This window comes from Paraglaciecola marina (assembly GCF_004360155.1).
GTDB classification, from domain to species: domain Bacteria; phylum Pseudomonadota; class Gammaproteobacteria; order Enterobacterales; family Alteromonadaceae; genus Paraglaciecola; species Paraglaciecola marina.
Map to the genome: position 1 here is coordinate 250,856 of NZ_SAIS01000004.1, position 25,607 is coordinate 276,462.

The window sequence follows — 25,607 nt, forward strand, 5'->3', positions numbered from 1 at the left end:
CAGGAGTAACAATGAAAATCTGTACACGCTTTTTTATCGCTACATTTTTAATGATAGCTACCATGGCTAACCTACAAGCAAACGAAAAACCAAAGCTCATCATTTTTGATGTAAACGAAACCTTGCTTGATCTTGAGTCAATGCGTACTTCAGTGGGTAAAGCGCTGAATGATGACAAAAGCCTTTTACCTTTGTGGTTTTCTACTATGCTGCATTACTCACTGGTAGATACCACTAGAGGGGAGTTTCATGACTTTGGAAAAATTGGTGTTGCTGCGTTACAAATGGTGGCTAAAAACAACGGTATTATCTTAACTGACGAACAAGCAAAACAAGCCATAGTGCCCCCCTTGCTATCTCTTCCTCCACATCCAGATGTTCGTGAAGGTTTAACTCAGTTAACTGATGCAGGTTATAAGATCATCAGCTTAACCAATAGTTCTAATGCGGGAGTTAAAGCACAATTTAAACACGCTAACTTAACGCCGTTTTTTGTTGAGCGCTTAAGTGTGGAAGATATAGGTATCTACAAACCAGATTTACGCAGTTACGAATGGGCACTCAAAGAAATGGGTGTTAAACCAGAAGAGGTACTTATGGTAGCAGCACATGGCTGGGATATAGCTGGAGCAAAATCTGCCGGCTTACAAACCGCTTTTATTGCTCGCCCAAATAAGCAACTTTATCCACTCGCTCCGCAACCAGATTATTTGGTTAATGATTTATTGGAGTTAGTTAAAGAGTTAAACAACGCGTACCCTGAATAAATTCGTTCGGGATAGCACGAATCAATACCAAAAAGCGGCCTAAATACTGGCCGCTTGTTTATAAACACTAAAAGCATTAAGTGAATTAAGCCAGCCCAGCAGGAAGACCATAAGTACCGGCGTGGATACTTTCAACGTCGATACTATCGAAGCTATATTCTGCTTGGCAATATTGGCAATTCATTTTTATATCGCCATCTTTGGCCACAATATCTAATAACTCATCTTTGCTCACGCTGGTTAATGCTTGGGCACTGCGCTCTTTACTGCAACTACATTTGAAAATGACAGTTGTAGGCTCAAACAGCTCTATTTCTTCTTGATGATATAAGCGATGTAAAATATCTTCGGCTGATAACAAGAATAACTCTTCATCTTTAATGGTGTCGGTTAAAGTACTTAAGTGGTCAAAATCTGTATCTGTTTTTTCTGTAGTTTGACTGCTAGTGGGTAATATCTGTAAAAACATGCCACAAGCTTTAGCTGCGTCATCAGAAAGCTGGGTTCGTAAAATGACCTTAGTAGCTAACTGTTCTGACTGTTCAAAGTAACCTTCAATACATTCAGCTAAAGTAGGTTTATCTAACGCCACCATGCCTTGATAACGCTCTCCCTTTTCAGGGGTAATAGTAATCACTAAAACACCTTTTTGTACCAATTCAGCAAACTCTTCTGGCAATTCGGCTAACTCTTCATCCCATCTTGCCACACCACGCATCTGTTGCTTATCAGTACCGTTTATTACAGCATAACTTAAAGGGCCTTTTCCCTGAATTTGAATGGCTATATCCCCCTTAAATTTCAAGGTTGCTGTTAGCAAACTAGTGGCAGCCATTAACTCACCCAATAGTTTTTGAATCACTGAGGGATAAGGGTAAGAATCTAGAATAGCTTGATAACTAGATTGCAAACGTACTAACTCTCCTCTGACATTCCCTTGATTAAATAGATAACGATGAAGTTGATCAAATGCCATGTATGTTTACCTTGAATATTACTGTTGCTTAAATTGGATAATTTGACGACGCTGTTTTTTGTCAGGCCGATGTAAAGGCTTAGGACTATGAAAGGCGCTAAGTTTACGCGCTTCAGCGTTACTTGCACGCAGCTTTTCACTGTCTTCTGTTTCTTGATACATAAGTTGTGCAGCGGGCGCGCCTTGTCGCTGCTCTTTTACTTGTTGCACCACCACATCTTTAAAATCGAAACCTTGGGGAACTTTTATAGAAGCTCCAAGCTCTACAATTTTACTAGGTTTGCTGCGCTGACCATTGTAATGTACTTTACCAGCTTGCACTGCATCTCTAGCTAAGGCGCGAGTTTTGAAAAAACGGGCGGCCCATAACCATTTGTCTAGACGAATGCTTGCAGGGATATCAATATTTTTTTTCATGATAAATTTATCGTTTTTTTGTAACGTTTAGGGATTAGAGTTGTAGCGCTCGCCCCTACTCGCTATTATTAGGACTTATTTGCTTAACTAATAATCTAGCAAGCATGTTTTGACATTTTAATCAGTCCCACCGAGAGACAATGACAGTCGCAAATTATAACTTCAATCAACTATGGCTCCAATTAGTTAAAAATCAACATAAAATTAATTTTGTGGTGGTTGTACTATTGAGTATTTTTCTTCTAGCCTATGCGGCTGAATTAACATGGCGATTATGGCCGCACCCAGAACAAACTAGCGGCCAAAGCACACTTACATCAAATAAACCAACTCGCTCGAATAGTCCTCAAACTCTTAATTTAGCTGCCCTAAAAAGATTGAATTTATTCGGCGACTTAACCACTAAGCCAGTTCAAGAGAAAAAAGAGAAAGTAACCGATGCTCCTGTTACTAGATTAAAATTAATCCTTACAGGTGTGGTGACAAGTACCGAAGAAGGCCACGGTGCTGCAATTATAGAAAACCGCAACCAACAAGAAACTTATGGTGTGAATGATGAAATTGAAGGCACCAATGCTACCTTAGAAGAAGTTCACGTTGACCGAGTAATTATTAGTAACAATGGGGTAAATGAAACCCTAATGTTAGATGGCGTAGATTACAACAAACCATCTAGTCGTTCTGCAGCTAAACCACGCCCAACACCCCAAGCACAGTCTCCAATGGATGAAGATGAGAATCGGCGCACTTTATCTTCAGATGCATTACAAGCTAGGCGAGAATTACAGCAAAAACCCAGCAGTTTTACCGACTATATTGCTGTTGCCCCCAATAGAGAAAATGGAGAGCTAACAGGATATCGTGTGAGTCCAGGTAAGAACTCATCTTTATTTAAAGAAGTAGGCTTAAAGTCTGGTGACGTTATCACTGATATTAACGGCTTAGATCTAACAGATATTCAACAAGGCCTTGAAGCAATGAATTTATTAAGAGAATTAGAGTCTTTACAAATGACAATACAACGTAAAGATGAGTTACTTACCATCTACCTTGATTTGCCCGAACGGGAAGAGGAACAATAAAATATGAAGTCTATTATACGCTTAGCTACATCAAGAGCATTACTCGCCATCGCGAGTGGTGCCTTCTATGCAATGTCTAGCTTAGTGGCAGCCGCCGACTACTCTCCAAATTTCAAAAACACAGATATTGGCGAATTCATTAATATTGTGGGTAAAAACCTACAAAAAACCATTATTATTGATCCTAATGTTAGGGGAAAAATCACTGTACGTAGTTACGACTTACTTAACGAAGAGCAGTACTACCAGTTTTTCCTTAATGTATTGCAAGTGTATGGCTACTCAGCTGTGTCTATGCCAAGCGGTGTTATCAAAGTTATTCGTTCAAAAGACGCCAAGGCTTCTAATATTCCGGTAGTAGAAGGCAGTCCTTTCGATGGTGATGAAATGATCACCCGTGTTATGCCTGTATACAATGTACCCGTTCGTGAGCTTGCGCCTTTGTTGCGCCAACTTAATGATACAGCTGGCGGTGGCAATGTTGTAAGTCACGATGCATCAAACGTTATGATGCTTACAGGCCGTGCTGCGGTGGTGAATCGTTTAGTAGAAATCATCGAACGTGTAGACAAAGCCGGAGATGAAGAAGTAGAAATTGTTAAGTTAAAATTTGCATCTGCCACTGAAATAGTGCGCATTATTGAAAGCATTAACAAATCACAAAGTAAGGCCAATACCTCAGGAAAGTCTGACCCAAGAGTCGTTGCCGATGATAGGACTAACAGCATCATTGTCAGTGGAGACATAAAAGCCCGTCAGCGTATCGTCAATTTAATTGAGCGTATGGACCAAGAGCTAGAAACCAGTGGTAATACTCGGGTTATATTTTTGAACTATGCAAAATCAGAAGATTTAGTCAAAGTTCTACAAGGTGTGAGTGCCAGTATTCAGGCTGAAGAAAACGGAGCCACCAAAGGAAAGTCAACCAGCAATCGCGAAGTCAGCATTGACTCGCACGAAGACTCAAACGCATTAGTAATTACTGCAGAGCCAGATATGATGCGTTCTCTCGAAGACGTAATCCGCAAGCTAGATGTACGCCGCGCGCAAGTACAAGTAGAAGCCATTATTGTTGAAGTGTACGAAGGTGACGGCACCACACTAGGGGTGCAATGGGCCAGTGAAGATTACGGTGGCACACAATTTTCGAATGGTGTAGTGGGTATTGGCTCATTGGCGGTAGGGGTTGAAGAAGCTTCTGATACCACAACCACTACCACAGGTTTCGATGATGACGGTGACCCGTACTCTTACGACTCCACGACAGAAGGCGATTATTCTACTCTAGCTTCTCTAATGAGTAGTGTTAGTGGCTTTCTAGTAGGAGGAGTATTTGATGGCTGGGGGGCCGTGTTACAAGCAGTAAGCTCCGATACTAATGCCAATATCCTAGCCACACCACACCTAACAACCATGGATAACGAAGAAGCTTACTTTATTGTTGGCCAAGAAGTTCCCATTATCACAGGTTCAACAACTGGCACTAATAACGCTAATCCATTCCAATCCATTGACCGTCAAGAAGTGGGTATCAAACTTAAAGTGACGCCTCAAATTAATGAAGGTGATGCAGTTCAATTATTGATTGAACAAGAAGTATCTAGCCTGAGTGGTGCCACTAGTGTTGATATTATTACCAATAAACGTGAGATCAAAACATCGGTTATTGTAGATGATGGCGGCACAATCGTATTAGGTGGGTTGATAGATGAAGACGTACAAGAAAGTGTGTCTAAAGTGCCTTTGTTAGGGGATATTCCTATTATTGGTCACTTATTCAAGTCTACAACCACTAGCAAAGCAAAACGTAATTTAATGGTATTTATTCGCCCTACTATTATTCGTGATGGCGTGACTATGAATGAAATCAGCAAGCAAAAATATCAATACATACGAGCTCAACAATTAGAGCATCAAGCTGATGGCATTCCTTTAATGCCCTTTAGTGATGCACCGTCACTACCAGAGTGGGACGACTCATTAAGCTTGCCTCCTTCGTTTAACGACTATATCGAAAGCAAAGATCTAGAAAAGGATGACGAATAGTTATGCCTGATGTCGATGAAACTTTAGAACGAAGTGCTTTAGAAGCAGAGGAGCAGTCATTATTAGAAGCGGGGGCTGATATTAATGCCCCTATTGATGAGCCTGAGCATAAGCAACTGGCGTTTAGTTTTGCAAAAAGGCATCAAGTATTACTAGATACAGGCGAGACGCCTGCAATTTTATACCATACCTTAGAAACTCAATTCCCCGTATTTGCTGAGGTTAGACGATTTTTGGGAGCCGAGTTCCGCCTTAAAGAGATTGAAGTTGACCAGTTTGAATCTTTGCTAACTAATGCTTTTCAGCGTGATTCCTCGGCCGCAAAACAGTTGATGGAAGACATTGGCAACGAGACAGACTTGTTTAGCTTAGCTGACGAACTGCCGGATACCGAAGACTTACTGGAAAGTGAAGATGATGCGCCCATCATCAAATTAATCAACGCCATGTTAGGTGAAGCGATTAAAGAAGGGGCTTCTGATATTCATATCGAAACCTTTGAAACCCAGCTATTGGTGCGCTTTAGAGTTGATGGTGTGCTGCGAGAAATATTACGGCCTAATCGTAAAATGGCCTCTATGTTGGTGTCCCGTATAAAAGTTATGTCTAAAATGGATATAGCCGAAAAACGTGTGCCACAAGATGGTCGTATTACCTTAAGAATTGCTGGTAGAGCCGTTGATGTGCGGGTGTCAACTATGCCATCTAGTCATGGCGAGCGGGTGGTTTTACGTTTGTTAGACAAAAACAATGTCAGGCTAAACCTTGAAGACTTGGGTATGACCAAGGTAAACCGAGAGTATTTTTCAAGCTTGGTTCGTAAACCCCACGGTATTATTCTGGTAACCGGTCCTACTGGTTCTGGTAAATCTACTACTTTGTACGCCGGTTTAAGTGAAATCAACTCAAAGGACAGAAACATTCTCACGGTAGAGGATCCTATCGAATTTGATTTACAAGGCATCGGGCAAACCCAAGTAAATGCCAAGGTTGATATGACCTTTGCTCGGGGCCTACGTGCAATATTAAGGCAAGATCCTGATGTGGTAATGGTTGGGGAAATACGTGATTTAGAAACCGCGCAGATTAGTGTTCAAGCCAGTTTGACTGGGCACTTAGTGATGTCAACCTTACACACCAATACAGCAGCAGGTGCAATCACACGCTTAGAAGACATGGGTATTGAACCCTTTTTGTTATCGTCCAGTTTACTAGCGGTGTTGTCACAACGACTAGTCAGAACCTTATGCCCAGATTGTAAAGTTAGTCACATACCTAGCGAACAAGAATGCCAAATTTTAGGTATTAGTTCCGCAGCTGAGGCTAAAACTGTATTTTCCCCTAAAGGTTGTGCTGCTTGTAACCAAACAGGCTACCGAGGCAGAACAGGTATTCACGAGCTACTAATAGTCGACGAAGGTATTCGTGAGTTAATGCATAGTGGCCATGGCGAGCAGGCGATAGAGAAGTATATTCGCCAGTCAACTCCCAGTATCCGTGATGATGGCTGTAATAAGGTATTGTTAGGATATACATCACTTGAAGAAGTGTTGCGTGTAACTAGGGAAGACTAAATGGCTGCATATGCTTATCAAGCCATGGAGAAAAGTGGCAAAACCAAAAATGGTGTTTTAGAGGGCGACAACCCTAGGCAAGTAAGGCAATTGTTGCGTGAGCAAGGGTTAATTCCCATGCAGGTGGACCAAGTCGCTGAAAAAGAGCGTAAGTCTCAGCAAGGTTTCACCTTATTTAAAAATACCATTTCAGCCTCTGATTTATCTTTATTGACTAGGCAGCTTTCAACACTTGTAGAGTCCGCTCTTCCAATAGAAGAAGCCTTACTAGCTGTGGCTGAGCAATGTGAAAAACCACGTCAGAAAAACATGATGATGGCGGTTCGTAGTAAGGTTGTAGAAGGTCATACTCTGGCTGACGCTATGGCAGAATTCCCTCATGTTTTTGATGACTTATTCAGAGCCATGGTTGCCGCCGGAGAAAAGTCAGGACACTTAGACACAGTGTTAAATCGTTTAGCCGATTACACAGAAAAGCGCCAGCAAACCAAAAGCCAAATTACCCAAGCTATGGTTTATCCCTGCATTATGCTGTTTTTTGCCTTTGCAATTGTGTTGTTACTATTGACGCAAGTTGTACCCAAAATTGTGGGGCAGTTTCAGCATATGGGGCAAGATTTACCTACCATTACCCAAGCATTAATTAACGTCAGTGATTTCTTACAGGCGTACGGTATTTTTGTATTTATCGCTTTGGTACTCATCATAGTCATCATTAATCGAGTGCTACAACAACCCACTATGAAAATGCGTTACCACAAATCCATTTTGAGTATGCCTATGCTAGGCAAGATATCTAAAGGCCTAAATACCGCTAGGTTTGCCCGCACTTTAAGTATTTTATCATCTAGTGCAGTACCTTTACTTGAAAGCATGCGTATTGCCGGTGATGTGTTAGAAAATTTACATATCAAAGAAGCAATTAAAGAAGCTGCAGGCCATGTAAAAGAAGGCTCTAGTTTACGCGCGTCTTTAGAACAAACAAAAATGTTTCCACCTATGATGATGCATATGATTGCATCGGGTGAGCGTAGTGGCGAACTTCAACAAATGTTAGGCCGGGCGGCCGATAATCAAGACAGACAATTTGAATCTTTGGTGAGTGTTTCACTCAAAGTATTTGAACCTATTTTAATTGTGACTATGGCTGTGGTGGTTTTGCTAATAGTCGTAGCAATTTTACAACCAATTATGGCTTTAAACTCTATGGTGAATATCTAATGAAACAACACTTAAAACCTATTGCATCTCTTAAATCTCAAGGCTTCACATTAATAGAAGTCATGGTGGTACTGCTTATCATCGGCATTATGGCAGGTATGATTGCGCCGCAAATATTAGGAAATCAAGAAGAAGCGCAAGTTAAAACAGCAGCTATTGATATTCAAAGCTTAGAAAACGCATTAACTCAATATAAGTTAAGCAACAATGTATTTCCTACCACTGAACAAGGGTTAGAGGCCCTAGTCACTGAACCTACGGTTGACCCTATTCCACGTAATTATCGCCAAAACGGCTACATCACACGTTTACCTAATGATCCTTGGGGTAATCCTTATCAGCTTTTAAGTCCAGGTGAATTAGGTCAGTTTGATATCTTTTCAAACGGACCAGACGGTGAACCAGGTACAGAAGACGATATTGGTAACTGGAACCTTAACGACTACTTAAACTAATCAGTTTGAGCGCCCTCTATGTGCAAATACTCCCCCAAGCATCAAAAGCAAACTGGTTTTACCTTAATAGAGGTAATGCTGGTATTGCTTATCATGGGCTTGGCAGTAGGGGCTGTGGTACTCAACTATTCAGGTGAAAGCGCTCAGGACAGACTGAAAAAACAAACCCAACGTTTGCAGATTGTCTTTAATATGGCCGCAGATTTCGCGGTACTGAATCAAAGACAATTAGGGTTGAGAATAGAAGAAGACGAGAATACATATTATTTTATGTATTTAGATGAAGAGCAAGCTTGGCAAAAACTCGAAGATGACAAGTTATTAAGTGACCATACTTTGCCACAAGAATTTTCCATTGAATTGTCTCTAACGGATTTACCTTGGGATACAGGTCAAAGCTTATTTAGTGACGACGACCTATTTGAAGAAGACTTTTCTCTTTCTGAAGATGGCACTGAAATTGGTAACGAGGAAGACAAACCCCTCGACCCACCTCAAGTTTTTATTTTCTCTAGTGGCGAAATCACTCCCTTTTCTCTGTCGTTAGCTTACGAAGCTGACTTTGGTAATGAGCAACCTGTTTACTTTAGAGTTAATGGCCAAGATATAAGCCCAATCGATATGGAAGGTCCTTTAAATGAGCTATAAACATAGCTCTGCAGGCATGACGTTACTAGAAGTTATGGTGGCACTTCTTATATTTGCATTAACCGCTACTGCTATTATGAAAGCCGCCAGCGAACACTTAACCAGTGTTTCTCAAATAGAGGATATTACCTTTGCCACTTGGGTGGCTAATAATCGATTGTCTCAGTTGCATGTTGATACTAGCTGGCCTGTCAAAAACAACAAGAAAGGCTCTCAAGAGATGGCCGGTCGTACTTGGTATTGGCAACAAACAGTAGAAAAAACCAGTGATTCTGAAATGGTTCAAGTTGAAGTGTCAGTTGGTTTAGATGAAGACTACGAAGGGGTTGTTAGCTCTGCCGTCACATTTATAGCGAAACAAGATTAACCATGGCTGCTATTAAGTTAAGAGGTAACCGTGGCTTTACACTACTTGAAATACTGGTTGCTATTGCGATTTTTGCCTTAATTGGGGTAGCAAGTACTGGTGTTTTAAACTCGGTAATTGAGAGCGATCAATTATCAGAAGAGAGGTTCGCCAAACTAGAAGAATTACAACGGGCCATGTTGACCATAGAGCGGGACATCATGCAAATGACTAATCGCTCAGTAAGAATTAATGGTGAAGCAAACAGTGTAGTTGTGTCAGGTGGTGAAGATGTAATGTCTAGTGATGCAGGAGGTTTAGCCTTTGTACGATCTGGATGGCATAACCCTCAGATGTTACTCCCCCGCAGTACCTTACAAAGTGTCGGCTATCGTTTACAAGAAAAAGAGTTGCAGCGTGTCTATGGTAACTATGTTGACAATGTAATTGGATATGAACCTAAAGTTAGGGTTCTATTGTCAGACATAGAGGACTTTCAAGTTAGCTTTTTGACCGATGAAACAAAGCTAGAAGATGCCGAAGACTGGGAAGAGATATACTCAAGTGAGGCGTTGCCACTTGCAATATCTGTCACTATTTCTAGTAAAACCTTTGGTGAAATACGCCGAGAGTTTTTGGTGGGAGGCAGTGAATAATGCATCGTAGGCCTTCAAAGCAAGGTGGAGTAGCCCTTATTATAGTGCTAATGATAGTCGCGATAGTAAGCATATTAGCCACAGAAATGGGGTCTAGATTACAACTGCAAATCAAACGCGCCTCAAATATAAAAGACAATAATCAAGCGTATTGGTATGCCATGAGTGCAGAGCAATACGCACGTAAATCAATAAAAGATTTAGTCGAGAATGACAGAGATTTAATTTATTTGGATCAGGCATGGAATCAAGAATTTGTATTCCCTGTTGATGGTGGTGGCATTGAAGCCAAACTGGTCGATATGCAAAGCTGCTTTAATCTGAATGCCTTGAGAGATCCTGGCGGTACATCAAATAACAATACCGGCACAACTGCGGAGGCGAACTCCGATACAACTACAACTGCAGCTTCCACTGCCACAACGGCTTTGCCAGATCGAGTATTAGCCTTTCAAAGGTTATTAGAATTGGTTGAGGGTGATATTCCCACCTATAACGTAGAAACCATTCGTGATTCCTTACTGGATTGGTTAGATGAAGATGACCAACCTACTCAACTTGGGGCAGAAGATGGTGAATATGAAAGCCGTCAATTTCCATATTTACCAGCCAATAATTTTATGGCCCATAAATCAGAATTACGTTTAATACACGGTGTTGAAGTGCAATGGTTAGAAAAACTACTAGAACTGGTATGCGTGCTCCCGAGTGATAGTTTATTTTTAATCAATGTAAATACGGTTACCGAAGAAAACGCAGCAGTAATAGGGGCTGCAACTGGGTTAAGCTTAGCCGATGCCCAGTCTGTTTTAGCAAACCGCGGGGCAGAGGGGTTTCAAGAAGCTACAGATTTTTTAGCAGAGCCTGCTATAACAGCCTTGTCACTCAGTGATGAACAAAAAGAATGGTTCGATGTCACAACTTCGTATTTTATGTTGCACACCAGAACTAAGTACAATAACGCCACTTTCGCAATGCAAAGTGTGTTAAAAATAAATGAAGATAACAGCGTAACAGTTGTTAGCAGAGAATTTAGCGGATTCTAAGCTATATAGTCAAGCCACTACAAAGTACGCGAGTTAGAGGTGGTTTGAGTATATAATCGGATATTCAAATTGTTAAACTAACATGATAAGTCAAAAGGTAATGTAACCAAATGGAACAGTTAGTGGTGCGTTTAGGTGCCAGCTCACAAGAGCCAATTCATTGGCTTGTGTGGTCCAGCCAACAAAATGAGATTATTGCATCCGGTGAGTTACCCTCAGCCGAGCATCTTGCCACTTTAGCTGACAGGGCGGGAGGCAGGCCAATATGCGCCTTAGTACCTACTAGTGATATTTTACTTAAGTGGGTGACTTTACCTGCTAAAGCCGGGCGTAAAGCCATTGCAGCCATCCCGTTTATGTTAGAAGAAGATATAAGCGGAGACATTTACGAGCAGTTTTTTGCTTTAGGCCCCAAAAAAGGGGATAAACAAGCTGTCGCTATTATGCAAAAAACCACTATTACCGCTTGGTTAGAGTTAATTCAAGAAGCTGGGCTAAACTGCGACCAAATGTTGCCGGATATCCTAGCTTTACCTAGAGCTAATAAAGAAGCTTGGTCTATTTTGGAGCTAGGCGAACAACTTTTAATTCGCCAAGATGACTGGGCCGGGCTGCAAGGTGAAGTAACCTGGTTAAAACAAGCACTAAACCATCAGGCCAGACGCAATGAAACGCCTTTGCAAGTCAGTGACTATTCTGGTGTAGATTTAGCAGATATTGATAATCTAGAAGTCACTAGCCAGCCTTTAGACCTCCCCATGAAAGTACTCGCCAGCGGTGCTAAAAATAGCACCTTCAATTTGTTACAGGGCGAATTTAAGGTTAATAACAAAAAATCTGGTTCGTGGAGAAAATGGCGTGTTGCTGCGGTATTAGCCATCATTGCTTTAAGCACAACCTTAATTGACAAAAGCCTTGAACAACAAAGAGTTTCTAAAGAGCTAGCCAGTTTAAAAGAACAAACAGATAAAGCTTACAAAAGCGCTTTCCCAAACTCTGGTGCTTACCGTGATTTAAGACGTACTATGACTCGTCAAATGCAAAGCCTCGAACAAGGTGGCGGCGGAACATCAATGTTAGTGATGCTGAACCAGCTAGAGTCTGCATTTGGAGAGTCTAAAGTTAAGCCACAAACCCTGCGATTTGATAAAAAACGCACTGAAATTCGTCTCCAAGTGATTGCCGCTAACATTGACGCACTAGACAAATTTAAGCGCCAAGCTGAAGCCCAAGGTTTTGAAGTAGAGCAAGGGGCCATTAATCAAAAAGGCAGCCAAGTTGTCGGCACCTTATCGGTGAGGAGCTAAACACTATGGAAAAAATCAAAAGCATTTATCAGCAATTAAATGAGCGAGAAAAGCGTCTAGTTTTAATATCTGCTGTATTTCTAATAGTGGCGATATTTTATTGGGGTATTTGGTCACCTTTAACCACCTCTATTGAAAAAGGCCAAGCCGCCATAGATAGCCAAAGAAGCCTACTAACTTGGGTCCAAAAAAATGCCAATCGAGCAGCACAGTTACGCAGTAGCTCGGGCCGTGTTAGTGGCTTTTCTGGCTCATTACCACAAGCAGTAAATCAGGCTGCCAATAGGTTAAAAATTGTTATTTCACGTATGCAACCTCAGAACAATGAAATCCAAGTATGGGTAGATCAAGCCCCTTTTAATGATGTTTTGAGCTGGTTACAAAGCCTAGAAAAAATGGGAATTATCATTCTAGATATAGATATCGCTGAATCAGACCTACCCGGTCATGTTAAAATTCGTCGCTTAAAACTAGGAAAATCATGAAGTCAGTATTGAAGTGGAGCCTCTTGGCTTTAGTGGCTTATGCCATTTTTTTAGTTGTTAAATTGCCTGCAGTGCAAGTGCTTACTCGGATAGATTTAGGTAAGGATCTTAAAATAAGTGGTATTTCTGGCACTATTTGGGAAGGGCAACTAGAACAAGTGGTTGTAAATGGTATTCCATTAAATGACGTAAACTGGTCTTTATCGTTTTTTTCACTTTTAACAGGTAAAGCTAGCGCAGAAATAAACGCCGGAAGCATTCGTGATTTAGAGCAAATATCCTTAAATGGTTCGGTCACAATTTCTCAACAAAGAGTTCAGGCTGAAGATTTAGTTGCTTACGTTCCTGCTGAGTTTGTAGTGAGTGCTTTACCCTTACCCATACCAGTTGAAGCAAATGGCCGTTTTAAAGTACAGCTAAAATCCCTTGATTATACTAAAAGTTGTCAGATTATTGATGGTGCTGGGCAATGGTTAAATGCCAGTTTTACTGGGCCTAAAGATGTGATTAATTTAGGTAACTTCAATGCAGACTTAAGCTGCTTAGATGAAAATATCATTGTAGATGTCAAAGAGCCCAACAGTTTTGGTTTATCGGCTACAGTCACACTACCGGCAAATATGAAATTTAAAGTGAATGGGCGCTTTAAACCTGATGCTGATTTACCCAATGAAGTCCATCAAGCCGCTACTTTTTTCGGAAAGCCTGACGCAAACGGTTACTACCCTATTAAATTGTAACCCTGCATCTCCCCATATAGAACGCCCATTAACAAAATGCTCGGATGGGCGTAAATATCATTACTCTCTGTAACACTAAGTACCGAGCTTAGCTTTCACCTTTTTGATAACCAACTATTCCATATATTACTGCAATAAAAGCGAGAACAATATCCAAATAGAAGGGGGGAGTAGAAGTGCTTAATGCCAAGCTACAGCAAATTAGCATTGCAGCGCTGTTAGTGTAATTATTGTGTATTTTTTTCATTATTTGGAAACTCCTATTTAACAAACGGCTATGACAATCTATTAGTCTATTTTACAAAGAGCAACACACTGCTCATGCCCAACCCAAAGCTAATTAAAGAGCTTAAAATGATTATCAGATATAGCTTTTGTACTTTCTTATGGTCTGCTTTTACGGCTGTTTCGGTATTGTCGAGTTTAATTAACTCGCCTTGGCGAACTTCAAATACAGAGCATAAACTCATAGTGGTTTCTTTAGATGCAGCACCTTCTTTTTCAACTCTCTGAATGGTGCGCAGGCTTACATCACAAGCATCAGCCAAAAGCTGTTGAGTCCAGTTATGTTTTTGCCTAAGCAATTTTATGGTGTTGGGGTTTAACTGCATTCCATTAACCTCCCATTATTGTAGATACGAGAACATATCCAACCAACCCACTCAAAAACCCAATAGCAAAGCTTCCGCCAATAAACAATAGAGCTTGTGTAGGGTTTTTAATCAGGGATATCAGTGTTTGTTGTTGCTGCTCCAAAAGCTGCTCATTTTTAAAAAAGCTACACTCAACCTTGCCAGTAAGCATATTTATCATCTCATATTCAATTTGATAACTTTGTTCTGCGAACTCAAATTGATGCTTACTTTTCAATCCCATACTACGTTTACTACTGACTAAATCATCATTGATATAGACTTCTTCCTTGCCTGTGAAGAAACTACCAAAACAAGCTATTTGATTATCGCCATCTTGAAAGTAAAATTTGTAGCCTATTTTTTTAGTATTTAATATGTCGTTTTTCATCATCGTTATCCTTGTTCAGTTGATGATGCTAATTTACGTTATAAATTTATTTTTTACGCCGTCAGCAGTATGCCAGTAGATGTTTTGTCGTATGACAATTGCACTGTCATGCGAAGTTAAACTATTGTTTAATAAGATTTATTTAATTTTTCAACATAGATATTTAAAATTAGTAACTGTCGTTTTGAACAAACATAAAATAGTTATTTTTAAAGTTCTGTAGCACTAATATCATCCAATAAATATCGATAATCTTGTACCGTAGGAAAATTAGTTATCTCTCGCATAGGCTTTTTACTATCAGGATTACTCACCGCAAGTAGGTGTTTAATTCCAAATTCTTTTGCAGCCTGTAAAATCCCTAAACTGTCATCAACAAATAAAGTGGTGTCAGGGTTAAACCCAAGCTTAGCTTGCAGTTTTTGCCACAGCTCTTGGGATTCTTTGGTTACCCCAAACTCATGGGTAGAGATAAGCTGGTCGATATGAGCATCTAATTGGGTATGTTCTACCTTCAAGCTAAGGCCATCTGGGTGAGCATTAGTCACCAGGATCACTTCCCGCCCCGAGGCTTTTAAAGCATCAATAAAAGGAATACTGTCGTCTCGCATACTTATTAAGTGAGTAATTTCTCGTTTGGCCTCCATGATGTCCAAGTCTAACTTTTCAGCCCAAAAGTCGAGGCAATACCAACTCAAGGTGCCGATCACTTTTTCATACTCGGCAACCATAAACGCTTTTGCATCTTCTATAGAAATACCCCGTTTTTTAGACAATTTAATTGGCACGTACTCTAACCAAAAATGATTATCAAAATGTAGGTCCAACAAAGTACCGTCCATATCTAATAAAACAGTATTAATTTCTTTCCAAGCAAGCGTAGACAAGTGGCAAGTCCTCTATTTAACAGGTATATTCAATTAACTAAAACTGCTTAATGATGAAGCAGTTAGCTATATTACTTGAAACATCAGATGAGCAACATAGACAAAAATAAAACACTACCAATAATCCATCAACGTAAAATCGTTGCCGAAAGTTCATTGATGAAGATTGAACAACTTGATCTTGAATTTTCGAATGGAGAAACGCGAATATTTGAAAGGATGTGTGGCAGCGGTCGAGGAGCCGTGATGATAGTGCCTTTTATTAATGACCATGAATTTTTGTTGGTACGTGAGTATGCCGCTGGTACACATAGCTACGAATTAGGCTTTCCTAAAGGTTTAATTGATCCTGGAGAAACCTCTGATATAGCTGCCAATCGTGAATTAAAAGAAGAAGTGGGCTTTGGGGCTGAGCTTTTACACCCTCTTCAGAAACTAAGTTTAGCGACGGCTTTTTTTGACGCACAAATGCATATATTTATTGCTGAAAATTTATATCCTGAAAGTTTAAAAGGCGATGAACCTGAGCCTTTAGAAGTGGTCAGATGGTCTATACATGAGTTAGACGCACTGATGGCCCGTACAGATTTTATTGAAGCAAGGTGTATTGCAGCCTTATTATTGGCGGAAAAGTGGAAGAGAGGACAGTAATGCCCATCCAAGACGCACAGAAATTATTAGAAGTAGCAAAGCAAGCGGCTGTAGAGGCGGGAAAAGTAGTACTAGAAATTTATTACAGTGGTGATTTCACCAGCTACCAGAAAGACGACGATTCACCTGTAACTACCGCTGATTACAAAGCCAATGAAGTAATTTTAGATATATTAAAACGGGAAACCCCAGATATTCCTATTATGTCTGAGGAAACAGATTTAGGCACCTTAGAACGAAGAAAAAAGTGGACACGTTATTGGTTAATCGACCCCATAGATGGTACCCAAGAGTTTATTGCCCGTAGTGGTGATTTTGCAGTGAATATTGCCTTAATAGAAAACAACGTCCCTATTATGGGAGTGATTTACTGGCCTTCAGGTGAAACCTTATATTCTGCTTTAAAGGGTCATGGAGCATTCAAAAAATGCCCACTTGAACACAAACCTATCCATGTACGTAAATTAGATGAACCAAGTAACGACCCATTAATTATCGCAATTAGCCGCAGGCAACCTAGAGAAAGAGTTATTTCTAGCCTCAGTGAAGATCGAATTTATCAGACTCTACCAGCCGGTAGCTGTTCTCTAAAAGCCTGTTTTATTGCAGAAGGAAAAGCTGATGTTTTCTTACGTTTTGGCATTACAGGGGAGTGGGACACTGGCGCTTCACAATGCATAGTTGTTGAAGCCGGAGGCAAAATTTTATCCCGCAACTTTGAGCCTTTAAGCTATAACGAGAGAGAAAGTATCATTAACCCTGACTTTTTTATTACCGGAGACCAAAATGTTGATTGGCTAAATATTGTCAAGCAAGAGTTTGGTAACAACAACCAACCTAAATGAGAGACTTATGAAATCTAAAATTTTGAGTTCTGCGTTTATTAGCCTAAGTCTTATTTGTGGCAGCGCCAATGCAAATTGGAAACTAGTAGAAGATGAATCAAGCGTAAACTTTGTATCCACTAAAAACCAACACATTAGCGAAGTTCAAAAATTCACTAAGCTTGATGGAGAGTTTGGAAGTGATGGAAAATTAGCCATTGATATCGATTTGGCGAGCATTGACTCTGGTATTGAAATCCGCGATACACGGATGCGTGAAAAGCTATTTATGGTAGACAAATTCCCAACAGCTAAGTTAATCGCGCAATTACCAAAAGCAGTTTTAGCGCTACCTAAAGGTGAAACCAGGTTAGTCAGCTTACCGGCAACATTAAGCTTATTTGGCCACAGCAATGAAATTCAAGTTAGTGTGCAAGTTACCCGTAAGGCAGACAATGGCATAGTAGCCACTAGCACTAAACCTATTCTTATTTCAGCGAAAGACTATGATTTAGCACCAGGTATCGAAGTATTACAGAAGTTAGCAGGATTAAGCGGAATAGGGTTAACGGTTCCGGTTACTTTTAACCTAGTTTTTAAGTCAAACTAAGATTCATTAACCTCTGCAGCCTCAAATTCCCCAAGCTGTTGCTTGGGGATAATATTCACAGTTTCATGTAACTCAGAATACACCAACAACACCTCGCCAATTTTTAACTGCTCATGAACTTGTTGCACTTTATCATCAAGCGATACATCCGCTTCTCCATATTCAGTACCCTCACGAAGCACAAAGCTTTCAATAATATTTAACAGCGTTTCTAACTCTACATCAGCAATTGGGATAATCATTGGTTTAACTCCTTAAGCTTCATGAAAGATGCAAAGAAGCGGTTAGCTCGTTGATGCATCCAAATTCTAGGACGCCAAGGAGCGCCTTGCATAAAGCCAACATGACCACCTTTATTGCTTACCTCTAAGCACACACTAGGAGATAAATTCGTAACATCAGGAAGAATACTTTCATGCATAAAAGGATCATCTTTGGCATGCAATACTAAGGTGGGGGTCGCTATTTTACCTAAAAACAAGCCGGCACTAGATTTCTTATAATAATCATCTGCATCTTTAAAGCCATGTAATGGAGCGGTCACATGTTGGTCAAAATCTCTAAAGCTTTTAAAAGCCTTAATTTGTGATTCATTTACCTTTATTAGGTTTCCAAAATCAATAGCTCCCATTTTAAGCAGAAGGTTTTTAACCATACTTTTCAATAGATAAGCTTGATATACCCTAGAAAAGCCTTGGTTAATGCTCAAAGAGCACACATCCAATTTAAAAGGAGCAGAAACTGCCATTGCTGCTCTGATGATCTGCTGTTTAGGGTGTTCACTTAACAACTTTAGCAACATGTTAGCTCCTAGGGAAAATCCTATAGCCGTCTTTTTGGTTTCTGGAAATTTTCTCTCTAACCAATTTAAAAAGTACCATGCGTCTTCGGTTTCACCAGAGTGATAAGACCTAGGTTTAGTGTTGATTTCGCCGCCACAGCCGCGAAAGTGCATTAACACTACAGCGTAACCTTGCTTTACCAAGTTGGCAGCCATATCGTTACTGTAATGGGAACGTATCGACCCCTCTAGCCCATGAAACATAGCAACTAAACCTAAAGACCTTTTTACATCGCCAAGCCAAACTAAATTAACAAAATCGCCATCGGGCAAGGCCAACTTCTCCTTACGAAGATCTACTTTGGCGCGTTTTTGAAAAAATCGAGGAAAAATAGTTTGCACATGACGATTTCTGGCCCACCAAGGCGGAACAAAATCACTTTCAACAATTTCACCGTAACGGACTTTATCGGCAGGGGGAGCTTGTACGGACATTTACTACAAAATGTTTAACTAAGGTTGCTTTATCTTACCGCAAACTACATAAAAGTCGAATACCGCAAAACATGGCTACAGCTGTCTTCGTTTCGATACAAAAGGTCATCACTCTCTCATTGCTACCTGTTTGTTTATTACACCTATTTGTAGTTTTCTTAAAGCAGCGTATTACAATAATATTCCGTAAATACAAAGGGTTAATAGTAAATAAAAAGCATTTTAAATTTTAATTCAGAGTTTTGAAATTTTGGCATTAAACTTCCTATAGATGTGTTGCTCACCCATCATAATAAGTATTCGAGAAACACATGCATTACAAAAAATTAATCACCCCACTCGCTATAGCTACCATGACCTTCGCATCAGCTTTCGCATATGCCGATATCGGCTTTAAACATAAAGATAAACATAAAAGAGATAAAAATACTCCAACTACACAAATTAACGAAACACCATTCGATTACAATGATGTATCTACTCTTTTAAATATTCTTAATCAAGGAGCTGTTGAAGAACATTTAGGTCAACATGTTGAACAGGCCGACTTAGAATCTCTTGGGCAACTTGACGCATTCACAGAAGCGTTTGAAGAAGGGGATGAACTGTTTGAAATCGAGTTTAATGCTCTCGACGGTGTAGGCATAAATGTAGGTAACGGCAAACGCTTTTCATCTATTCCACGTTTAGATCTTACTGGTGATATGGCTTGGGCCAACGTTTTACCTACAAGAGCAACAGGCCCCAATGGAAATTCATGCCTATCATGTCATAACCAGCCTATCTCTGATGGTGCAGGTGGTGTTAATGATAATACAATACGTATCGACCCTGAGCGTATTCAAAGTGGATTTATCGAAAGGCAAGCTCCACATATATTTGGCTTAGGGGGACTACAATTACTAGCAGAAGAAATGACCACAGAATTACAGTTACTACGAGATCAAGCCATTATTGATAGCTGTAAAACCAAAACAAGGTTATCAATATCTATGACTGCCAAAGACATTAATTTTGGTAGCCTACATGTTTTATGTAAACGAATTAATTACCGCGACTTGGCTGGTATTGACAAAGATCTTGTTGTTAAGCCCTTTGAATGGAAAGGTCTTACCGCTTTTACCCGTGACTTTGTAAGAGGAGCTGCTCACCAAGAACTAGGTATGCAAGCAACAGAACTAGTTGCAGATAAAGACCTAGATTTTGATGGTATAACAAACGAATTTACTGTGGGGGATATTACCGCGCTATCCATATACTCTGCAGGCCAGCAAAGACCAGTGACTACATTAGAACTCAACCAAGTCATCACTCAATTAACACTTGAGGAACGTGAAACCTATGGCTTACCCCTCTCACTAACTGAGATTCAGAGTATTGAAAGAGGCTCAGAGGTATTTTCTGACATGCAGTGTGCGTCTTGCCATACACCTGCATTAACTGTAAATACACCTAGGTTTTATGAACCCTCTTTACATACTGATTATCGAGATGAAATATTCCCAGCTGGCGAAGAAATACCTTTACCCAATGTCGCGATTGAATTTGATATTACCGAAGATATTTTTGTGAATCCTTTAGAGTTATCTTCGGGTCAAACTTTAGGAGAGTTCGAAAAAGATGAAAATGGCTCAGCTATTGTTCGTTTGTATGGCGATATGAAACGTCATGATATGGGCGCACCCTTAGCAGAAGACTTTGATGAAGGAAATGTAGGTGCATCGGTATTTTTAACAGAGAATTTATGGGGAGTGGCAAGTACCGCACCTTACCTCCATGACGGCAGAGCCACAACATTAACTGAGGCTATTATGTATCACGGTGGCGATGCACAAGATAGCAAAAACCTATTTGCAAACGCTAGCCAAGATAATCAAGAAGACTTATTGGCATTTTTAAACAGCTTAGTTTTGTATCTAGAAGGAGAATAACCCCCTCAATTGATTCGACATAATGAAGGGAGCAGGCATTCTCTATACCTGCTCCCTATGGTTACCTAAAAATTAGCCACTAAATTCTCGCAGATCTCAAAAATCTCCGGAGCAATCACTTTCAGGCTTGATTATCGAGCAATAAATGGACTTATTTTTGATTAGCACATACTTGAAACCGGCAATGAACAAGGTGGTGCACTCCCTCTTAGAAACTAGGTCATCCTGTAATTTTTCATTGAAGTTATTAAAGTGACCGTCCTGCTACTGAACATAGAAAAGCATATCAAGTCATGTCAGGTATACTGGATGCGGCTATATGGCCGCTGCAAAATGAGCCATGATCTCCGCTTTTGTCATTTCTTTGGTTTGATTTGAGAAGCAATAATAGTCTGGCCTTTGGTCGCTAAAATATTGCATGTCCATCTCTAGGCCTTCAATATTTTTGAATATTCCAATAGGCATGTTGTAATCGCCACTTTCATTAAACTTAAAAAATAAATGGGTACCACACTCAGTACAAAACCCGCGAGATGCCCAAGATGATGAATTGTACATTTTAATTTTGCTAGCCCCTTCTATTTCAATATTTGTTCCACATTGAACAGCAAAAAATGGGGCACCACCCCATCCTCTGCAAGATTCACAGTGACACACTGTGAATTTAGGATTGATAGAACGAGCTAACATAGTTACAGCACCACAAAGACAGCTTGCATTAGAACTTAGCATTAAATTTATTCCCCTGTTTAGTTGTTTATATACACCGGATACCGCTTTTCATCCGGTGTATAATGTGTATTCGTATATTTATTTCACTACACAAAAACCATTGAGTTTATTGCCATCTAAGTCTCTAAAGTAGGCACCATAAAACCCTGTAGAGGCGCCATCTGGCCTAAACCCAGGTTTACCTTCACAGGCAGCACCTAGCGCTAAGGCTTTATTATAAAACTCAGTAACTTGAGCAGAAGTCTCCAAAGCAATAGCAACCATAGTGCCATTACCGACCGTTGCTGGTCCGTTGTTAAAAGGAATAGACACGCCAAGTGAGGGCTCGTTTTCAGCAGTCGCCCACGCGATAAAATACCCCGGCTCTTCCATAAACCTTGTTGCACCTATTGTGCTAAGTAATGCATCGTAAAATGCCCCCGATTTCTCTAAACTTGTTGTCCCTAGGGTAACGTAACCAATCATAATATTCTCCAGTGGGTTGATTGTTAGAACTCCAGCATCTTACTGCTTAACTACTGACAGTCTTTGTCAGTAGTGTTTCAATACACTACTCACTACGCCAATCACCACCTTAAGGGGGTTTTGCCATGCAACGAGCTGAGCGACTAAACGAAATTGTCCATCATTTACGAAGAATGCACCAAGCAGTGACTGCGCAGTCTTTGGCCGGCACCTTTGAAGTTTCGCTACGCACTATATACCGAGATATTCAAAACTTAGTCGATTCTGGTGTACCAATTAATGGGGAGGCGGGTGTCGGCTATGTCATAGATAAGACCTATCATTTACCACCGATCATGTTTGATGCCGACGAGTTAGAAGCCATAGCTTTAGGGATTGGTATGGTCGGCAACGGCACCGACGATCAGTTTGCAGCTAAAGCCCAAAGTGCTTACAAAAAAATTCAAGCTACCTTACCCGCACCGCTGATTCACGATTTGCATCAAATCAGCACATTCTCAGCCCCTAGCCATTACAAAACCCAATGGCAAGTAAGCTTTACTCAAGTAAGAGAGTGCATTCGGAGTAACAAAAAGGTTCAATTCACCTATCAGGACTTAAAAAACCATACAACCCAGCGAATTATTTGGCCGCTGGCACTGATCTCATTTAGCCCGGTATGGTTACTTGCGGGCTGGTGTGAACTTCGGCAATCATTTCGCAATTTTAGGCTAGACAGAATATCCGACTTTACTCCGCAAACTATCCGTTATCCAAATGATAGAGATAAAAATTTAACTGCCTATCAAGCACAAATTACTCACGATTGAAGCGATTAAAGTGACTGTCCAGTTAACACTGTATCCATAGTAAAAACGAGTTGCCATTTCGTCCAAAGAGCGCAATTTGCGTTTATGAATCGAACTATGATAAAAAATAGCCTTAGGGTGATCAACGGTATCATTTTTAAACTCCGGTCTTTCAGCAATAAATAACTCAATAAGAAAAATGATAATATGAAGTGGTATCAACGGATTACTCTGCCCATTGCACCTATTACACAAGGTGTTAAGACCAAGTTTTATGGCCCTTGGAACAGTATTAGACAAAGACTGAGTGAATTGCGCTTTGCTCAAAAGTGTTATTTTTTAGCAATCCTTATTTGGTTAGCTGGTCTAATACTAAGTGTTCCCAGTAACCTTAGCTTTTTTATCGTATTTTCTCTGGTTATTCTTGGTTTAGTTCAGGAAGTTTTCCCGAAGTTTGCGGCTTTGTGGCATCTACTTCCCGGTAAAGCCCTAATATTGTTTATATACGCTGTGGTAGCAAACTTTGCACTAGCAAGTGCCGGTTCAATGGTAAATTCACTTACAGGCATATCAGCACAAGCCCTTCCTTACACACACAACTATGCAATGATCTTAATGGTCCCAGGCTGGTTCATTATCACTTCATTATTAGGCCTGCTCTTAGTTCAAGTATTCATGCCAATATATCTAATTATCTTATTGATTTTGAAACCTTTTGGCTCCCGAGCGCTATGGCATGATGCCAATTACAAATATCCTTTTACCACAGCAGTAGTCAGATATGCGTGGTTAATTGCACTATTAGTAAAAGTAGCCGTTGTTTCAGTAGAGTCTGGAGTGCTGGATTTCCTTCCTAACACAAACGTAGATATGCAAGTAGCAACGCCCGACGTCAGAGAGTTGGGCCAAACCGAACCGTTAACTGAAGAAAATATATCATCAGAAGCAAAAGCAGCGTTAAACGGTATTTTGTCTAAATTCGCCAACTATAAGTCAGCTCAACAAGAGTTGCTGGCCAGTTTTTTGTTTAACTACGAAGCAGATAGTAAATCGCGGTGCGCCCATCCTGCAAATTCACGCGTTGTCGAAATTAATAACTACGAAATATTATTAATCGAACCCAACGATGAATTAGAAGTAGGCTATAGCTATCAGGTCATACAGTGTGAGTCACCTGCTTTTGGGAAGGGAAAAGCACCTTAATACCTCTACCATAGGCCGACTATCCGCCAGCTTTGGATCTACACACAATAATAAGTAGAAAGTTAATCATGACACCCACTCTAAAAAATGGCAAAACACTCGCCCCAGCTTCAAGGCAGAAGTGCACCACCTTTGCTAACCTATTAATTACGGAGATGTAATATGGGAGTCTATAATGAACTAGGTGGTGCACTTCCAATTAGAATCTAAGACGCTGTTTTTTACTTTTTTAAAAGTGGGTGCCGTGTTATTGGCTTGGTTTTAAAAGGACTTCGACACCTTTATGCGCTTCTATGAAGCAAGGTGTTGGGGTCCGGTTAGCTTGCTGGAAAGGGTTGATAACTTTGTTATGAATATCACTTGCTACAGATAAACCCGTTTTCATTAAGGTAGTCTTCACTGGAAGTGGCACAAGCCAAAAATGTCCCTAAAACCCTGCCTGATTCTTTTTCGTTTAACTGCCAATCGTATATATCTGATGAATGGAACCCAATAGTTTTACCATATTTGGTATCGGTTAATAGCTGGGGTTCACTAATAATGACGCCAATATAAAAATCCTTATACTCTTGCACGTCGGCCAACCACAAAAACTCTACGGTATCACCCTCAGTGAACTTAAGGTACGCGCCGTAATAGTTATACTTAGAACCGTCAGAACCCCTTGCCTTCAGAGCATCTAAAAACACATCTATATTTGCTTTCGCGGCTGCGAATGCATTCTCTACCGTTGGATCATTGCGTTCTTTAAGAAAAAAGTCATCATCTTCACTTAATACTGCAGCGCTTGACAGAGTAAGGAATATAAATAGTAAATATTTCATAGGGTTAAATGGTTGTCCTGTTAGCATTATTAGTGCGCTATTCATAAATACCGGGCTTCAATATTTGCATGAGTTTCTCAGGGTTTTCCACTGGAACAAATCCAAACTTTGAGTACAAACCGTGAGCATCGCTTGTTGCCAACATGAACCTACGTAGATCTTGTAGGTCAGGGTGGCACGAAACGGCTTCCATAAGTAATTTACTAATTCCTTTACCACGATATTTTTCAATGACAAACACATCACCGAGATAAGCAAATGTTGCCTTATCTGTAATTGCTCTAGCAAAGCCTACTTGGTTTTTGCTTTGATCGTAAGCTCCAAATACTAACGAATTTTCGATGGATTTCTGCAAGGTATGAAAAGGAATATTCTTAGCCCAATATGATTTGGCTAGAAAAGAGTGAATTAACTCTATGTCTAGGTCTTTGTGGTTTGAGCTTACAGTGATTTCCTGAACCATAGCGTTCCTTAAAAGATGTGACTAGATTAGTAGGCGACCTATACATGGTGTTGTATCAGCTAATCATGACGCCCATTCTAAAAATTCGCAAAATACTCACCCCGGCTTTTTACTTTTTTAAAATTGAGGCTTTGTTATTAATGAGGCATAGCGTTAGTCGGTGT

The 25,607-nt window shown here is 40.3% G+C and carries 31 protein-coding genes; 19 read left to right on the forward strand and 12 right to left on the reverse strand.

All coding sequences use genetic code 11. The annotated features are described in order from the left end of the window. Window positions 1-62: 62 nt before the first annotated feature. A complete protein-coding gene (locus EOK74_RS10415) occupies window positions 63-767 on the forward strand; it encodes a haloacid dehalogenase type II (protein ID WP_133470034.1) in 705 nt (234 codons plus the stop codon). Window positions 768-852: 85 nt separating this feature from the next. Here EOK74_RS10415 and hslO read toward each other — a convergent pair whose 3' ends face one another. Further along, entirely contained in the window at window positions 853-1,743 is an 891-nt protein-coding gene (gene hslO / locus EOK74_RS10420; RefSeq protein ID WP_133469940.1) for an Hsp33 family molecular chaperone HslO, read from the reverse strand. 18 nt (window positions 1,744-1,761) lie between these two features. Further along, window positions 1,762-2,160 carry a ribosome-associated heat shock protein Hsp15 gene (gene hslR, locus EOK74_RS10425; protein WP_133469941.1) on the reverse strand — a complete coding sequence of 133 codons (399 nt, stop codon included), beginning with the start codon at window positions 2,158-2,160 and terminating at the stop codon, window positions 1,762-1,764. Between the two features lie 140 nt (window positions 2,161-2,300). Between hslR and gspC the strand changes: the two genes are divergently transcribed. The 12 genes from gspC (at window position 2,301) to EOK74_RS10485 (ending at window position 13,766) form a co-directional block, all read left to right on the forward strand. Next, on the forward strand, window positions 2,301-3,242 hold the full coding sequence (gspC, locus tag EOK74_RS10430; RefSeq protein ID WP_133469942.1) for a type II secretion system protein GspC: 942 nt from the start codon (window positions 2,301-2,303) through the stop codon (window positions 3,240-3,242). A 72-nt stretch (window positions 3,243-3,314) separates the two neighbouring features. After that, entirely contained in the window at window positions 3,315-5,288 is a 1,974-nt protein-coding gene (gene gspD / locus EOK74_RS10435) for a type II secretion system secretin GspD (protein ID WP_420818928.1), read from the forward strand. A 2-nt stretch (window positions 5,289-5,290) separates the two neighbouring features. After that, the gene (gspE, locus tag EOK74_RS10440; RefSeq protein ID WP_133469944.1) at window positions 5,291-6,862 is read left to right on the forward strand and encodes a type II secretion system ATPase GspE; all 1,572 of its coding nucleotides are present in this window, start codon (window positions 5,291-5,293) and stop codon (window positions 6,860-6,862) included. Next, window positions 6,863-8,083 carry a type II secretion system inner membrane protein GspF gene (gene gspF / locus EOK74_RS10445; protein ID WP_133469945.1) on the forward strand — a complete coding sequence of 407 codons (1,221 nt, stop codon included), beginning with the start codon at window positions 6,863-6,865 and terminating at the stop codon, window positions 8,081-8,083. Next, window positions 8,083-8,538, forward strand: coding sequence for a type II secretion system major pseudopilin GspG (gene gspG, locus EOK74_RS10450; RefSeq protein ID WP_133469946.1), 456 nt, complete (start codon window positions 8,083-8,085; stop codon window positions 8,536-8,538). Before gspF ends, gspG begins: the two co-directional genes overlap by 1 nt. 18 nt (window positions 8,539-8,556) lie before the next feature. After that, window positions 8,557-9,186, forward strand: coding sequence for a type II secretion system minor pseudopilin GspH (gspH, locus tag EOK74_RS10455; protein ID WP_133469947.1), 630 nt, complete (start codon window positions 8,557-8,559; stop codon window positions 9,184-9,186). After that, the gene (gspI, locus tag EOK74_RS10460) at window positions 9,176-9,553 is read left to right on the forward strand and encodes a type II secretion system minor pseudopilin GspI (RefSeq protein ID WP_239024080.1); all 378 of its coding nucleotides are present in this window, start codon (window positions 9,176-9,178) and stop codon (window positions 9,551-9,553) included. Before gspH ends, gspI begins: the two co-directional genes overlap by 11 nt. Window positions 9,554-9,555: 2 nt before the next feature. Next, window positions 9,556-10,188 carry a type II secretion system minor pseudopilin GspJ gene (gene gspJ / locus EOK74_RS10465; protein ID WP_133469948.1) on the forward strand — a complete coding sequence of 211 codons (633 nt, stop codon included), beginning with the start codon at window positions 9,556-9,558 and terminating at the stop codon, window positions 10,186-10,188. Then, window positions 10,188-11,234 (forward strand): type II secretion system minor pseudopilin GspK, encoded by a 1,047-nt coding sequence (gene gspK, locus EOK74_RS10470; RefSeq protein WP_133469949.1) that lies wholly within the window; start codon window positions 10,188-10,190, stop codon window positions 11,232-11,234. The genes gspJ and gspK overlap by 1 nt, the downstream gene beginning before the upstream one ends. A gap of 110 nt (window positions 11,235-11,344) precedes the next feature. Then, window positions 11,345-12,541, forward strand: a complete 1,197-nt coding sequence (gene gspL / locus EOK74_RS10475) for a type II secretion system protein GspL (RefSeq protein ID WP_133469950.1) — start codon at window positions 11,345-11,347, stop codon at window positions 12,539-12,541. A gap of 5 nt (window positions 12,542-12,546) precedes the next feature. Continuing rightward, a complete protein-coding gene (gene gspM / locus EOK74_RS10480; RefSeq protein ID WP_133469951.1) occupies window positions 12,547-13,026 on the forward strand; it encodes a type II secretion system protein GspM in 480 nt (159 codons plus the stop codon). After that, window positions 13,023-13,766 (forward strand): type II secretion system protein N, encoded by a 744-nt coding sequence (locus EOK74_RS10485; protein ID WP_133469952.1) that lies wholly within the window; start codon window positions 13,023-13,025, stop codon window positions 13,764-13,766. Before gspM ends, EOK74_RS10485 begins: the two co-directional genes overlap by 4 nt. Before the next feature lie 88 nt (window positions 13,767-13,854). Here the strand turns inward: EOK74_RS10485 and EOK74_RS20835 are convergent, their stop codons facing one another. The 4 genes from EOK74_RS20835 to yrfG form a co-directional block, all read right to left on the reverse strand. Next, window positions 13,855-14,013, reverse strand: a complete 159-nt coding sequence (locus EOK74_RS20835; protein ID WP_166638752.1) for a hypothetical protein — start codon at window positions 14,011-14,013, stop codon at window positions 13,855-13,857. 46 nt (window positions 14,014-14,059) lie between these two features. Then, on the reverse strand, window positions 14,060-14,377 hold the full coding sequence (locus EOK74_RS10490) for a helix-turn-helix transcriptional regulator (protein ID WP_133469953.1): 318 nt from the start codon (window positions 14,375-14,377) through the stop codon (window positions 14,060-14,062). Window positions 14,378-14,381: 4 nt separating this feature from the next. Continuing rightward, window positions 14,382-14,792 (reverse strand): hypothetical protein, encoded by a 411-nt coding sequence (locus EOK74_RS10495; protein WP_239024081.1) that lies wholly within the window; start codon window positions 14,790-14,792, stop codon window positions 14,382-14,384. Between the two features lie 206 nt (window positions 14,793-14,998). Then, window positions 14,999-15,676 (reverse strand): GMP/IMP nucleotidase, encoded by a 678-nt coding sequence (yrfG, locus tag EOK74_RS10500; protein ID WP_133469954.1) that lies wholly within the window; start codon window positions 15,674-15,676, stop codon window positions 14,999-15,001. An 87-nt stretch (window positions 15,677-15,763) separates the two neighbouring features. On the opposite strand from yrfG, the gene nudE reads away from it, so the two are divergent. From nudE to EOK74_RS10515, 3 genes are read left to right on the forward strand one after another with little or no spacing between them, the layout of a single operon-like run. Next, the gene (nudE, locus tag EOK74_RS10505; protein ID WP_133469955.1) at window positions 15,764-16,327 is read left to right on the forward strand and encodes an ADP compounds hydrolase NudE; all 564 of its coding nucleotides are present in this window, start codon (window positions 15,764-15,766) and stop codon (window positions 16,325-16,327) included. Then, window positions 16,327-17,172, forward strand: a complete 846-nt coding sequence (gene cysQ, locus EOK74_RS10510) for a 3'(2'),5'-bisphosphate nucleotidase CysQ (RefSeq protein WP_133469956.1) — start codon at window positions 16,327-16,329, stop codon at window positions 17,170-17,172. The genes nudE and cysQ overlap by 1 nt, the downstream gene beginning before the upstream one ends. A gap of 7 nt (window positions 17,173-17,179) precedes the next feature. Continuing rightward, window positions 17,180-17,761, forward strand: a complete 582-nt coding sequence (locus tag EOK74_RS10515) for a YceI family protein (protein ID WP_133469957.1) — start codon at window positions 17,180-17,182, stop codon at window positions 17,759-17,761. Here the strand turns inward: EOK74_RS10515 and EOK74_RS10520 are convergent. Beyond that, window positions 17,758-18,003 carry a YheU family protein gene (locus EOK74_RS10520; protein WP_133469958.1) on the reverse strand — a complete coding sequence of 82 codons (246 nt, stop codon included), beginning with the start codon at window positions 18,001-18,003 and terminating at the stop codon, window positions 17,758-17,760. The two genes, EOK74_RS10515 and EOK74_RS10520, sit on opposite strands and share 4 nt — an antisense overlap. Continuing rightward, complete coding sequence (locus EOK74_RS10525; protein ID WP_133469959.1) at window positions 18,000-19,037, reverse strand: hydrolase; 1,038 nt, start codon at window positions 19,035-19,037, stop codon at window positions 18,000-18,002. Before EOK74_RS10525 ends, EOK74_RS10520 begins: the two co-directional genes overlap by 4 nt. A gap of 311 nt (window positions 19,038-19,348) precedes the next feature. Between EOK74_RS10525 and EOK74_RS10530 the strand changes: the two genes are divergently transcribed. Next, window positions 19,349-20,968 (forward strand): di-heme oxidoredictase family protein, encoded by a 1,620-nt coding sequence (locus tag EOK74_RS10530; protein ID WP_133469960.1) that lies wholly within the window; start codon window positions 19,349-19,351, stop codon window positions 20,966-20,968. 315 nt (window positions 20,969-21,283) lie between these two features. Here the strand turns inward: EOK74_RS10530 and EOK74_RS10535 are convergent, their stop codons facing one another. Then, window positions 21,284-21,700, reverse strand: a complete 417-nt coding sequence (locus EOK74_RS10535; RefSeq protein ID WP_133469961.1) for a GFA family protein — start codon at window positions 21,698-21,700, stop codon at window positions 21,284-21,286. Between the two features lie 78 nt (window positions 21,701-21,778). Next, window positions 21,779-22,165, reverse strand: a complete 387-nt coding sequence (locus tag EOK74_RS10540; RefSeq protein ID WP_133469962.1) for a VOC family protein — start codon at window positions 22,163-22,165, stop codon at window positions 21,779-21,781. A gap of 125 nt (window positions 22,166-22,290) precedes the next feature. Here EOK74_RS10540 and EOK74_RS10545 point away from each other — a divergent pair, with 125 nt between their 5' ends. After that, entirely contained in the window at window positions 22,291-22,974 is a 684-nt protein-coding gene (locus EOK74_RS10545) for a helix-turn-helix transcriptional regulator (RefSeq protein WP_133469963.1), read from the forward strand. A gap of 186 nt (window positions 22,975-23,160) precedes the next feature. Continuing rightward, the gene (locus EOK74_RS10550) at window positions 23,161-24,156 is read left to right on the forward strand and encodes a hypothetical protein (protein ID WP_133469964.1); all 996 of its coding nucleotides are present in this window, start codon (window positions 23,161-23,163) and stop codon (window positions 24,154-24,156) included. Window positions 24,157-24,512: 356 nt separating this feature from the next. Here the strand turns inward: EOK74_RS10550 and EOK74_RS10555 are convergent, their stop codons facing one another. Continuing rightward, a complete protein-coding gene (locus EOK74_RS10555; RefSeq protein WP_166638753.1) occupies window positions 24,513-24,980 on the reverse strand; it encodes a DUF2314 domain-containing protein in 468 nt (155 codons plus the stop codon). A 37-nt stretch (window positions 24,981-25,017) separates the two neighbouring features. Next, window positions 25,018-25,443, reverse strand: coding sequence for a GNAT family N-acetyltransferase (locus EOK74_RS10560; protein ID WP_133469966.1), 426 nt, complete (start codon window positions 25,441-25,443; stop codon window positions 25,018-25,020). Between the last annotated feature and the right edge of the window lie 164 nt (window positions 25,444-25,607).